Source organism: Acholeplasma sp. ORD1043 (assembly GCF_057808485.1).
In genome coordinates this window covers 142,902-155,165 of record NZ_JAQLOJ010000001.1, presented here as the reverse complement: position 1 = coordinate 155,165, position 12,264 = coordinate 142,902, and the positions used below count along the sequence as shown (strand labels likewise).

Sequence of the window (12,264 nt, the reverse complement as noted above, 5' to 3'; positions counted from 1 at the left end):
CTTTTCATTTTAATTAATCTAAGTTTACATTCATGCCTGCAGTATAACCTGTTGAGAATGCAGATGTGATATTAAATCCTCCTGTAAAGGCATTAATATCTAAGACTTCACCACAGAATGATACATATGGATTAAGTTTTGATTGCATTGTCTTTGGGTCGACTTCTTTAACAGTGACCCCGCCATTGGTTACAAAGGCAGCACCAATACCTCTAGTTGCATAAGTTGTCATTGGAAAATCTTTTAACATTTTTAAGTAATCTTTACCTTGAGTATCCTTGCAAAAATCTACTAATCTCTTTGGCACATTGTGATCTCTAAACAAATCATCTAATGTTTTTGATTGTTCTAACTCGCCTAAACTTACCCTTGGTAGAAAATCTATCGATAATCTAACTGGTTCATTTTTTTCTTCGAGTAAGTTTAAAGCATAGAATGATGCACGAAGTGCAGCAGGTCCAGATAAACCAAAATGCGTAATTAATAAATCATGTGTAATTGTTTTCTTAATTTTCTTTCCATCATAGACAGATAAACTGACATCTTTAAATGATAAACCTTGAAGCGTCTTTTCATGAATGAACTGATCATTTGATACCAGTGGTACTTCAGCAGGGAGTAATTTAGTAATTGTATGTCCATATTTTTTTGCTAGTTTATGGCCAGTACCATCACTACCTGTTTGTGGAAGTGTTATACCACCGGTTGCAATGATTAAGTGTTGATATCTTAATTTTTGATCTTCAATGATGATTTGTTTATTCTCAACATCAATATCAGAGACATAACTATTTAGTCTGACAGTGACATTTAATTCTCTGATTTTAGCTTTTAGTGTATCTACAATATCTTGAGCTTTATTTGATTGAGGAAACATTCTAGAATGATCTTCCTCTTTTAATTTACAATTTAATTTTTCAAAAAATGCAATGATTTCATTTGGACCAAAAGCGTTTAATGTTGAATATAAAAATCTTCCATTTTTAGGAATGTATTCAACCACTTCATCAACTGGCATTCTGGCAGTCACATTGCATCTGCCACCTCCAGTTAACTTCATTTTAGTGCCTAAATCTTTACCGCGTTCTATTAATATAACTTCATAATTTTTATGGTGCATTTTTGCAGATATTGCTGCCATCATGCCAGCAGGTCCACCACCAATTATAACAATAGGATTCATTTAGTTTTCCTTCTATAAAATATATAGAAACATTATAACATGTGCTAAGGTTACTTCATCGTACTCGTGCTGAGATTATCAATTAAACTGTAAAACAGTTTATAAAAAGCATCATGATTTTTAAAAATATGATAAAAGTAATTTTAATTGAAAGTCTAAATATTTGTTATATAATTAACACAGATAACACAGATGATGCAGATGATACAGAAGGAGGGAAAACATGAAAGAACCTCTGTTTATTCAAATTTATGAAGCGTATAAAAAGTTTATTTTACTTGGTGTATTTAAACCAGGTGACAAATTACCAAGTGTACGTGAGGTAGCAGATAATAGAGGATTAAATCCACATACAGTTAATCGTGCTTTTCTCATGTTAGAAGATGAAGGATATATTGAAACAATCTTTAAAAAAGGTAGCTTTGTTAAAAATATAAAAATGGCAGATAACTTACACAAACAAATAGAAGAAGATTTAAAGAAATATAAAGCAGAAGGTTTATCGTATCAAGAATTGCTGAAACTCATTAAGAAAGTATATGGTGATTATTATGATAGAGATTAAAAATGTCTTTAAACAATTTGGTGATAAACAGGTACTAAAAGATATTTCATTAACCATCAAAAAAGGTTCAATCTTTGGGCTAGTTGGTATTAATGGTGCTGGTAAGTCAACACTTCTTAGAATGATGAGTGGTGTATATAAACCTACATCTGGCCAAATACTGATAGAAGGTAGCGAAGTATTTGATAATCCTAAGGTGAAAAGCAAAGTATTTTTCCTAGCTGATGATCCATATTTTTCATTCCGTTTAACTGGGGAAGAATTAAAGAATTTATTTGAGAGTTTTTATCATTTTAATGAGGATGCATATTATGAACACTTAACTAGATTTAAACTTGACCCAAATAAACCAATTCATAATTATTCTAAGGGAATGAAAAGACAGTTATTTATTGCACTAGCAATAGCTTCAGAACCGGAATACATTTTACTTGATGAAGCATTTGATGGATTAGATCCACTTGCAAGACTTCACTTTAAACGTGCATTAATTGATCTTTCAACAAACAAAAATACAACGATTATTATTTCATCACATGCCTTAAGAGAATTAGAAGATATATGTGATTCCTATGGCATTATTGACCATACAACAATTTTATCAGCTGGTTCAATTGATAATGCATTAAGTAATATGCATAAATATCAATTTGCAACAGAATTCATATTAACAAAAGAATCATTTGTAAGTGTACAAGTAGTCAGTTTGAAAAAAGAAGGTAGAATGTACCAAATTACCTTTAAAGGTGATGAAGAAAACTTTACAAAGGAAGTAAAACAATATAAACCTTTCTTCGTTGATAAGTTGTATGTTTCCTTTGAAGATTTATTTATTGAAGAGGTTGAGTCAAGGGGGTATTTAAAATGAAATATTTTAAATTTAATTACAAACAAATGTTAATGCCTACCGTATTCTTAACAATCATTGGAACACTAGTTTATATTATTCCAATCATGTTTGCACAAGTTAATGACCCCATTGCGTATCGCAGAACGGCTAACTTAGTTTCTTTTGCAATTTTTTTAATTATTGCTACAATTTTTATTCCAGTTTATGAGTTTTCAAGTTTAAAAACAACTAAAGGTTCAGATCTATATTATGCATTACCACTGACTAAAAGACACGTACACTTTATATTGTTTTTAAAAGGTTTAATGGAACTTATTGTTTCTTATAGTGTACTTTATATCCTTGGTGTACTTATTACCTTTTCAAGAGGTTTTAATTTTGACTATGAATGGTATTTACCAGTATATTTCTTAGGACTTATAGGTTTGATTACTTACTATGCATTTAACACCGTTATATTCTTGCGAAGTAATCGTATTGTTGATGGTATCTTGTTTATTTTGTTGTATATTCTTGCACCATTCTTAGTATTAAATACAATCACTTATATCTTTGGGTTATATCCTAATAAAACAATATCATTTTTCCCATTCAACCATATATTAGAACTATTCAATTATTTTGATCATATTATTACGAAGAGATACATAGAAGAAGCTATTTTATTCAGAATGCAAAACAGTTTATGGATCTGGAGTATTGTCGGATTAGTTGTAGGCACGTTTGGTTTAGTTTTCACTAAAGATTTAAAACCAGAAGATGTTTATCAAGTAAGTAATACTTGGATTGGATACAAAATACTCATTCCTATATACTTAATTACATTAACTGTATTTCTTCGTATTAATTTTATCGTGTTTAATAATATTCCATGGCTTGCATTGTTTTTCATGGCTGGATATGTTGGATATGTGATTCATCAGCGGACATTTAAGATCAAATGGTATTATTTCGTTATCATTTTTGCAAGCACATTTGTAGGTATACTTATTAATGCAATCGCAACAATGAATGGATTGTTCATAATGGTATAATCTACTGTAATAAGATGGAGTAGATTGATGATAAGAAAAGCTAATATTAATGATTTAGAAGCAGTACAAAGCATATATGCGGATGGTAGATTATTGATTGCCTCATATGGTTCTCCACAGTGGCAAAATAACTATCCATCAATTGAAGTAACCATGAATGATTTTAGTAAAGAAGCCATCTATGTTTACGAAGAAGATAATGAAATACGAGGTGTCATGTCAGTTTTTGATTATGAGAATACCTATGATGTAATCAATGGAGCTTGGCTTTCAGATAAACCTTATAAAGTGATTCATAGAATTGCAACTAAAAAGGGATATTATAATAAAGGTATTTCTGCACAGTTGATTAACTATGTCTTTACAAATTTAGATGCGATGAGTATAAGAATTGATACCCATCAATTCAATATTCCTATGCAAATTTTACTAAAAAAATTAGGTTTTACATATTGTGGAATTATTTTGCTAAATCAAAGCAAAGATCGAGAACGACTTGCATATCAAAAAGATTTATAAGACATTAAAAACATCAAAATGCATATTGTTTTGATGTTTTTTTATTTAATATTCCAATTAATTTAATTTTTAAACATTGAAAAGATTTAAACAGTTTTTACAAACATAATTTAAATTTTGACAATAATTTTCATTATTCAGTCTTTAATTTGTTTTATATAAAATAAAAGTCTATAATTAAGATTGAAATATCTCGACAGATTAAAGGAGAATTTATCATGTTAATTAGAAATGTAAATATCATTTTAGAAGATAGAATTATCTTTGGGGATGTAATTGTTAAAAATGGAGTGATTACTGAAATCTTTGAAAAAGGTAATACACCAAAAGCGGATGCTAATTTTATCGTACCAGGATTTATTGATGTTCATATTCATGGTTCAAATAACTTTGATGCAATGGATGCAACACCTGAAGCGATTGAAAATATGGCTTTGTCTTTAGTTAAAGAAGGTACGACTGGATTCTTACCAACGACCATGACTCAAACTATTGAAAACGTAGAAAAAGCATTAACAGCAATTGCAAAATATTATAAAAAACAGAATCCACTTGCTACAGAAGTTTATGGTATTCACTTAGAAGGACCTTTCATTAATGAAGGTGCGGCTGGTGCACAACCTAAAAACTGTATTATTAAACCAACAGTAGAAGTCTTTAAATTGTTTAACAAAAGTGCTGAAAACTTAATTAAAAAAGTTTCACTTGCTCCTGAAATTGAAGGTGCAATGGAATTAACTAAGTACCTAAAAGAAAACAATATTGTTGCAAGTATAGCTCATACAAAAGCAAATTATGCCACTGTAAAAGCTTCAATTGAAGCAGGTATGACATCACTTACTCACTTCTATAATGCAATGACTCCATTACATCATAGAGATATTGGTGTTGTTGGTGCTGGATTATTACATAATGAATTAAATGCTGAATTAATTTTTGATAAGATTCACGTTTCAGTTCCAGCAGCAAAAGTTTTACTTAGATCAAAAGGCATTGAAAATATGATTTTAATTACTGACTCAATGCGTGCTAAATATTTACCTGATGGTGGCGAGTCTGAATTAGGTGGTCAAACTGTATATGTTAAGAATAATGAAGCAAGATTAGCTGATGGTACATTAGCAGGATCTATTCTTAAAATGAATGATGGTTATAGAAACTTAGTTCTTGATTTAGGTCTAACAATGGTAGAAGCATCTATTCTTGCATCTGTAAATCCTGCAAAACAACTTGGTATTTTTGATAAAGTTGGTTCAATCGCTGTTGGTAAAAAAGCCAATTTAACGATTGTAGATAAAGAATTTAATGTTCTAGAAACAATTATTAATGGTAAATCAGCTTTTAAAGCCTAAAATAATGATTGGTCCGAAGTTGAAAATCTTCGGACTTTTTTTATGTAAAAACAGACTCTATCATAAATTTTTATCTTTTGTTATAAAAACCCCTGAATGGAAGTTTTAACACCTTGAATAGAAAAATCAAATTATAAGTTAATAATTAAAATTGTAAAAATAAACATAATGAATATTTTATTGTATAAAAAATTATCATTGAAACGTTCAAAAATATACACTATTAATACACGAACGTTAAAAAATCAAAAAACTAAAATACTCTAATTTTTGAGGAATTCTTTATGTATGCACTAGAAAAAATAAAATATAACACAAATGATCATATCTTGAATTTTGCATTGTGTGAAGATGATCCGATAGATATTGAACATTGTACTAGTTTTTTAGATACATGCGCTAAAAAACTAAATTTAAGAATGACATTAAAAGTATTTCAAACTGCTGAAGAATTACTTTTTGATTTAGAAGAAAACCCTTCTAAGTATGATCTAATCTTTATGGACATTATGATTCATCAAAAAAATGGTATTGATGTTGTTAGAACATTAAGAGGAAAAGGATCGTTTTCTAAAATAATTTTTTTAACATCAACAGAGGATTATGTATATGATGCATTTGAAGTTCAAGCAGATTATTATCTAGTTAAAGAAAAATGTGATGTGAATAAATTTCAAGAAGTATTATCTAATGTACTAGGTAGAATTCAAAATGTTCATAATGATTTATTTTATTTTGAATTTGGTGGTATAAAGTATTTAGTTCATATGAAAGATATTTATTATTTTGAAGTATGGAATAAAGTTGTGACAATTAACTATAATAAAAAAACTCAAAAATTTTATGCGAATTTAAACGATGTTATGCATAATCTAAACAATCACTTTTTCCAAGTTCATCGTTCTTATGTTGTTAATTTACATAAAGTTTCAGAAGTATATAAGAACGAAATAGTTTTAAGTAATGGTAATAAAATACCTTTAGGTAGAACGTATGCTGGTGCTTTTGAAAAAGCATTGTTAAAGTTTGTTGAAAATTCTATAGCTCCTAATTTGAAAGTTGATTTTTAATGATATATATATTTTCTATTATTTTAATGATTCTTTATAATCTTTATTTTGTAACATATTTTAATAGGCTATTCCCAAGGAGAGAAAAGCCATTATGGATTCTTATTGTCTGTTTAGTTGCAACTATACTCATCTATACTTTTGTAGATAAAAGTTATCCTACCTTGATTTTTTCACTCATTTTAAGTGTTATTTTTCTTATGATTCGAGTTACAACCTCACTGGGTTATTGTCAATCTTTTTTTGTAGCTTCATTAATTGTTCTTAATGCAAACTGTATGAGAAATATTCTTAACAGTTTCGCTTCAATGTGGATACTTGGTGGAAAGTTGATTGTAAGTGAGTCAAATATGTATAATTTGATTTCTATAATCACATTTATAATTGCAGTACTTACTTTTATTTTAATAAGAAATATGCTTGATTTAGATACAAAATTCAAAACTTTTATGAATTTGAAAGAATCAATTGTATTTTCAAATTTTTATCAAATTTTTGCTTGTATTCAATTATGTATCATTAATACGTTATCACTTAAAAATGACTTAACTTTTTTAGAATCAAAGTATAAATATTTAATCATAATTACAACAACATGTATGATGCTCTATATTTTGATGTTTGTTTTTGTAAATTTTTCAGTTAGAAAATTTAAATATTTGAAGTTATTTCAAAGATCACAAATTATATCTGAACAATACCAATTACAACTTGAACATTATAAAAGAACTGAAGAAAGTTATGAAATGTTTAGAAGATTTAAACATGATTTTCAAGGCATAATTAACGTTATGAAAAGTACATTGAATAAAAATCATGATATGGAAGGTGCATTCGAAGTACTTGAGAGTTTTGAAAAGGTACTTTCAAATCAAGAATGGAATCGCAAGGTTTTCTCTAAGAACTTTGTCTTTGATTCAATGATGCAAGATTTAGTATCAAAATGTAAAGTTAATGATATAACGTTTAATTTTGAAGGTGTTGAACCTCAACATAAACTTTCACTATTTGATAAAGTTAATTTGTTTTATAACTTAACTTCCAATGCAATTACAGCTGCGTCACAAGTAAATGATGTACATAAGCGATTTATTAATCTTAAAATTTATAACACAGATACTTGGAGTACTATCCAAATTGAAAATTCATACGCTGGTCAAATAAAGTATAATAATGGTGTATTTACTACGACCAAGGAAGATAATTTTAATCACGGAATTGGAATAGCTTCAATGAGGGAAATTATTAAAAGAAATGGTGGAGTAATCAAATTTACTTTTAATGATTATGAAAAAATATTTAGAGTAGATGTATTACTACCTCGCAAGAGTCAAAAATAGTGATATTTTAGTAAAATCTAGATTGTTTTTGTTATAATATCAAAGACAAAAACAACATAAGGAGATTTTTATGCGAAAGATTCTATTCATCTTGTTAGCCTTTAGTTTAATCACATTAGTTGCATGTAACAATATTGAGGTACCAACGGATGATGATATAAACTATGATTTATTAAAAGATTTAGATTATTATCAATACTTAAATAAAGAAAACCCAGTAGTTTCAATCAAGATTAAAGATTTAGGTGAGATTAAAGCACAACTGTTTCCAAGTCTTGCACAAAATACTGTTAATAATTTCATAACTTATATTCAAGATCAAAGTTACGATAATTCAACTTTCCATCGTGTGATTAAAAACTTTATGATTCAAGGTGGTATGGTTAAAAACACCAGAAAAGCGATTCCTGGCGAATTTGCAAGAAATGGGTTTGCTAATCCGTTAAAACATACAAGAGGTGTGTTATCTATGGCTAGGACTGCTATAAGCTATAACTCACAAACATCACAATTCTTTATTATGCATGTAGATTATCCTTACCTTGATTATGATTATGCAAGTTTCGGTGGAATGATTAGTGGATTTGATGTTTTAGATCAAATTGCTAATACACCAACCAATGCAAGTGATGCACCATTAACAACGATTGTTATAGAATCGATAACTGTTAATTTAAGAGGTTATGAAGTAGGAGAAGTAATTTACGTATAAAAAAATCCGAAAGACTCGGATTTTTTATTTATTCTTGATAAACGACTTTAAAATCTTCGAAGAAAACAAGCAAATCTTTGTTGAAGACATAACCAAGTACACTAGATTCAGAACTAAAATAACTGAAATGATCACTACGCCAATATTCTAAAGTGTCATATTCACCCTCACGTTTGACAATATCAAAGGTAAAATCCTTAAAAGGTAGATTCATAACACTGGTATTTATGACAACACATTTATGATTTCCATAAAGTTCAGTAGACATTTTTTGAGTAATTCAAAAATTATAAGAATTAGCATAGGTAGTTGTTTTATTTTAATTACTCATTTCAAAATAGCTATTAAAATATTGTCTAATTTGCTCATTATATACCCCTCTTATCACATTGAATATAACAAATTCATTTTAAAAATTACTGATTATTTATCAGTAAATGTCACAATATTTTGGTAAGATAAATATAAGCGTTACTAAACAATTAAGATCATAAATAAGAGGTTAAAAAGATGGGATTATTTGATTTTTTAAAAAAAGAAAGAAAACCAAAAATCAATAAAGATGAATATTTGAGTCAAGCATTAGCTTTTTCTAGAAGAGGTGACCATGCGGTTGCTAGTCTGATGTATGAAGTACTTTATAATGATGAAAAGTCTGCCATTAATGCATTCAATTTATTGTTGAATTCAGTTTACTGTGGTAATAACAAATTAGAACAAGAGTTATTTGATCAATTAAAATCGTATAAACCAAACTTAACACTTGAACCGGTAGAACTAAATGGACCATTTGTTAGACTTTATTATAGTTTAGCTTTATGTGAATCAAATAGAAATAAAGAAGCAATTCCTCATCTTGAATTTTTAATGGATTTAATCAATAAAGAATCAAATACATCTTCAAAAGTTTTACATCAAAAAGGTATCCCACATGTTGGCATGATACGAGATTTAGTTAATAAAGTTTTTAATAAAGATGGAAAAAATTTAGTTGCTTACAAACAAAAACTATTAACTGTTGTGGATGAAGAATCAAAACAAGAATTATTAGAACATTACGAATAGATTAAAGGATAAACATATGGGAGAAGTAACAAGACAATTGATTGGTAAAGGTAGAATATCATCTATATATACAGATAGTTTTTATGCTTACAAGACATATCCTTCAGATTATAAATTATCTTGGATCGAAGACGAAGTAAATATTCAAAATGAGATTTCTAAAAAAACTGATCTTCCTGTTATAAATTATGAGTTAGACCGTGCGAATAAAGAAATTAAAATGGATATGATTAAAGGAATTACACTGGCAGATAAAATGCGTCATGAAGGTTATAAAAATGGTTTGAAGAATCTTATTGAAATTCAAAAAAGAATTCATAGTTTTACAAATTTAAATTTACCCAAAGCATCCCTGGTTTTTAAAAGTAGAATCAACGATGCTAATTTAGATGAATCATTTAAAGTAAAAGCTCTCAAATCGCTTTATTCGATTGAAGAAAAATCTGCTTTATGTCACTTTGACCTTCATTTTGAAAATATAATGTTTGAAGGTGAAAAATTATATATCATTGATTGGGTCGATGCAAAGTTATCAAATCCGATATTAGATATTACAAGATCATACATAATCATGCGAGAGTTTATTCCTTCTATAGCAAGTAAATACTTGAAATTAGTTAAAGAAAACTTTAACGTAACCATTGATGAAATGAATAAAATATTACCCTTTATTGCAGCTATAAGACTTACTGAAACGACGAATGAAAAGTTTAAAAAAAGCCTTGTAGATATGATTAACGGAAATCTAGTTTTATCTTAAATATTTATAAATCTATAACCGCTTAACTAACACACTATAAGGAATTTAATCATATAAATAAAAGCTGATATTCCATGTAAAAAAATTTTATAATATTTTCAATATTTTTATACAATATCATATATAATTAAAGTGTAGTAAAAAAATATGAAAAAGGGGTAAGCAAAATCGTGGAAACACTTAGTATCATAGGTATTATTGTAGTCATTGTATTAGGAATATTCTTTGCAGGATCTTATGTCAAGGTTAAACCTAACCAAGCATTTATTATTACAGGACCAAGAAAGTCACGTGTTGTTATTGGAAAAGGTACATTACGTATACCTTTTCTTGAAAGAATTGATACGATTCCATTATCATTAATCCAAACCGATATTAAAACAGACTCAGCTGTTCCAACTAACGAATTTATTAATATTTTCGTCGATGGGGTTGCTAATATTAGAATTAAGACTGATGAAGATTCTATTAGACTGGCTGGACAAATTTTTTTATCTAGAGACTTAGAAGGTATCAGAGTAGTTACTAAAGAAGTATTAGAAGGTAACATGCGTGAAATCATCGGTCAGATGAAATTGAAAGAACTAGTTCAAAACAGAGATAAATTTGCTGAACAAGTTAAAGCATCTGCGATGCAAGATATGGGACGCATGGGATTAGAAATAATTAACATTACCATTCAAAATTTCAGCGATAAAAATGGTGTCATTGAAGATTTAGGGGTAGATAATGTTACTCAAATTAGAAAAGACGCTGCAATTGCTCGTGCAAACTCAGAAAAAGAAGTATCGATTGCAAGTGCACAAGCTAAAGAACTTGCTAACCAAGCAAGAATTGAAGCAGAATTAAAGATTGCAGAACAAAATACAGATCTTGCAATCCGTCAAGCAGCACTTAAACAAAGAGCGGATGCATTACAAGCAACAGCAGACCTTTCATATGAAATTCAAAAAGCAAATGAAACTAAGTCTGTAAATATTGCAATCCAAGAAGCAGAAATTGCTAAACGTAGTAAAGAAATTGAATTACGTGCTAAAGAAGTTGAAGTTGAAGAAAGACGTTTAGAAGCACTCGTTAAGAAGAGTGCTGAGGCGAATCGTTATGCTGCACAACAACAAGCAGAAGCTGATCTATTTGTTCGTTCTAAAGAAGCAGAAGCAAAATTAGTTGAGGAACTTAAAAAGGCAGAAGCAATAAAAGTTGCTGCTGAAGCCGCACGTATTTCTGAAGAAGAAAGAGCTAAAGGTATTGCTGCAGTCGGTTTAGCTGAAGCAGAAGCTATTGAAAAGAAAGCTGAAGCGATGAAGAAAATGGAAAATGCGGCTGTCCTTGAATTGATTCTAAATTCAAATGTATTACCAAATATGGTAGCTGCAGCTGCCGAACCTTTAACTAAGGTTGATAAGATTACAATGTATGGTGAAGGCAATTCAACTAAATTAATGGGTGATATTGTAAACTCATCTACTCAAGTAATTACAGCTGTTAAAGATGCAACAGGTATTGATTTAACATCATTACTTGCAGGATATGCAACAGGTAAACTTGCATCTAAAGAAAAAATAGCTGAAGAAGATAAAAAATAATGTAAGTTAATGTAAGAGAATAAGACCCTATGAGTTGAACTCAATAGGGTTTTTTTCTTGTTTGAATGCTTTCTTTTTAAATATACGTTGTAAATATACAAGCATCAAAGTTAAAAGTGAAAAGATTGGAATGCTGATAAATCTTTGGTCTAAAATCAAACTGTTTCCAAAAAAGTAGAAACTATAGAATTTATTACCGATGCAAAAGAAACTATAACCAGTTGATGT

General features: G+C 28.8%; 13 protein-coding genes. 11 read left to right on the top strand and 2 right to left on the bottom strand.

The window, feature by feature from the left end:
* Positions 1-13 precede the first annotated feature (13 nt).
* A complete protein-coding gene (locus PG914_RS00715; RefSeq protein WP_488821765.1) occupies positions 14-1,183 on the bottom strand; it encodes an aminoacetone oxidase family FAD-binding enzyme in 1,170 nt (389 codons plus the stop codon).
* A 223-nt stretch (positions 1,184-1,406) separates the two neighbouring features.
* Here PG914_RS00715 and PG914_RS00710 point away from each other — a divergent pair, with 223 nt between their 5' ends.
* The 8 genes from PG914_RS00710 to PG914_RS00675 all read left to right on the top strand — a co-directional run bounded on the left by PG914_RS00710 (position 1,407) and on the right by PG914_RS00675 (position 8,625).
* Complete coding sequence (locus PG914_RS00710; RefSeq protein WP_488821764.1) at positions 1,407-1,748, top strand: GntR family transcriptional regulator; 342 nt, start codon at positions 1,407-1,409, stop codon at positions 1,746-1,748.
* Positions 1,735-2,616 carry an ABC transporter ATP-binding protein gene (locus PG914_RS00705; RefSeq protein WP_488821763.1) on the top strand — a complete coding sequence of 294 codons (882 nt, stop codon included), beginning with the start codon at positions 1,735-1,737 and terminating at the stop codon, positions 2,614-2,616. The genes PG914_RS00710 and PG914_RS00705 overlap by 14 nt, the downstream gene beginning before the upstream one ends.
* Positions 2,613-3,632: a hypothetical protein gene (locus PG914_RS00700; RefSeq protein WP_488821762.1), complete on the top strand. Its 1,020-nt coding sequence runs from the start codon at positions 2,613-2,615 to the stop codon at positions 3,630-3,632. The genes PG914_RS00705 and PG914_RS00700 overlap by 4 nt, the downstream gene beginning before the upstream one ends.
* 27 nt (positions 3,633-3,659) lie before the next feature.
* The gene (locus tag PG914_RS00695) at positions 3,660-4,151 is read left to right on the top strand and encodes a GNAT family N-acetyltransferase (protein ID WP_488821761.1); all 492 of its coding nucleotides are present in this window, start codon (positions 3,660-3,662) and stop codon (positions 4,149-4,151) included.
* A gap of 218 nt (positions 4,152-4,369) precedes the next feature.
* The gene (nagA, locus tag PG914_RS00690) at positions 4,370-5,503 is read left to right on the top strand and encodes an N-acetylglucosamine-6-phosphate deacetylase (RefSeq protein WP_488821760.1); all 1,134 of its coding nucleotides are present in this window, start codon (positions 4,370-4,372) and stop codon (positions 5,501-5,503) included.
* A 284-nt stretch (positions 5,504-5,787) separates the two neighbouring features.
* A complete protein-coding gene (locus PG914_RS00685) occupies positions 5,788-6,573 on the top strand; it encodes a LytR/AlgR family response regulator transcription factor (protein WP_488821759.1) in 786 nt (261 codons plus the stop codon).
* Between the two features lie 449 nt (positions 6,574-7,022).
* Positions 7,023-7,913 (top strand): GHKL domain-containing protein, encoded by an 891-nt coding sequence (locus tag PG914_RS00680; protein WP_488821758.1) that lies wholly within the window; start codon positions 7,023-7,025, stop codon positions 7,911-7,913.
* Positions 7,914-7,983: 70 nt separating this feature from the next.
* A complete protein-coding gene (locus PG914_RS00675; protein WP_488821757.1) occupies positions 7,984-8,625 on the top strand; it encodes a peptidylprolyl isomerase in 642 nt (213 codons plus the stop codon).
* Positions 8,626-8,653: 28 nt separating this feature from the next.
* Here the strand turns inward: PG914_RS00675 and PG914_RS00670 are convergent, their stop codons facing one another.
* Positions 8,654-8,893: an ASCH domain-containing protein gene (locus PG914_RS00670; protein WP_488821756.1), complete on the bottom strand. Its 240-nt coding sequence runs from the start codon at positions 8,891-8,893 to the stop codon at positions 8,654-8,656.
* 242 nt (positions 8,894-9,135) lie between these two features.
* Between PG914_RS00670 and PG914_RS00665 the strand changes: the two genes are divergently transcribed.
* The 3 genes from PG914_RS00665 (at position 9,136) to PG914_RS00655 (ending at position 12,036) form a co-directional block, all read left to right on the top strand.
* Positions 9,136-9,690 carry a hypothetical protein gene (locus PG914_RS00665; protein WP_488821755.1) on the top strand — a complete coding sequence of 185 codons (555 nt, stop codon included), beginning with the start codon at positions 9,136-9,138 and terminating at the stop codon, positions 9,688-9,690.
* A 16-nt stretch (positions 9,691-9,706) separates the two neighbouring features.
* Positions 9,707-10,450, top strand: a complete 744-nt coding sequence (locus tag PG914_RS00660; RefSeq protein ID WP_488821754.1) for a phosphotransferase — start codon at positions 9,707-9,709, stop codon at positions 10,448-10,450.
* Positions 10,451-10,620: 170 nt separating this feature from the next.
* Positions 10,621-12,036 carry a flotillin family protein gene (locus PG914_RS00655; protein ID WP_488821753.1) on the top strand — a complete coding sequence of 472 codons (1,416 nt, stop codon included), beginning with the start codon at positions 10,621-10,623 and terminating at the stop codon, positions 12,034-12,036.
* Positions 12,037-12,264: the final 228 nt, after the last annotated feature.

Excerpts from the sequence above, each read along its gene's own strand:
- PG914_RS00670 (WP_488821756.1), bottom strand. The coding sequence starts at position 8,893 with ATGTCTACTGAACTTTATGGAAATCATAAATGTGTTGTCATAAATACC.
- PG914_RS00705 (WP_488821763.1), top strand. The coding sequence starts at position 1,735 with ATGATAGAGATTAAAAATGTCTTTAAACAATTTGGTGATAAACAGGTA.
- PG914_RS00685 (WP_488821759.1), top strand. The coding sequence starts at position 5,788 with ATGTATGCACTAGAAAAAATAAAATATAACACAAATGATCATATCTTG.
- nagA (WP_488821760.1), top strand. The coding sequence starts at position 4,370 with ATGTTAATTAGAAATGTAAATATCATTTTAGAAGATAGAATTATCTTT.
- PG914_RS00665 (WP_488821755.1), top strand. The coding sequence starts at position 9,136 with ATGGGATTATTTGATTTTTTAAAAAAAGAAAGAAAACCAAAAATCAAT.
- PG914_RS00715 (WP_488821765.1), bottom strand. The coding sequence starts at position 1,183 with ATGAATCCTATTGTTATAATTGGTGGTGGACCTGCTGGCATGATGGCA.
- PG914_RS00700 (WP_488821762.1), top strand. The coding sequence starts at position 2,613 with ATGAAATATTTTAAATTTAATTACAAACAAATGTTAATGCCTACCGTA.
- PG914_RS00710 (WP_488821764.1), top strand. The coding sequence starts at position 1,407 with ATGAAAGAACCTCTGTTTATTCAAATTTATGAAGCGTATAAAAAGTTT.
- PG914_RS00660 (WP_488821754.1), top strand. The coding sequence starts at position 9,707 with ATGGGAGAAGTAACAAGACAATTGATTGGTAAAGGTAGAATATCATCT.
- PG914_RS00695 (WP_488821761.1), top strand. The coding sequence starts at position 3,660 with ATGATAAGAAAAGCTAATATTAATGATTTAGAAGCAGTACAAAGCATA.
- PG914_RS00675 (WP_488821757.1), top strand. The coding sequence starts at position 7,984 with ATGCGAAAGATTCTATTCATCTTGTTAGCCTTTAGTTTAATCACATTA.
- PG914_RS00680 (WP_488821758.1), top strand. The coding sequence starts at position 7,023 with ATGAATTTGAAAGAATCAATTGTATTTTCAAATTTTTATCAAATTTTT.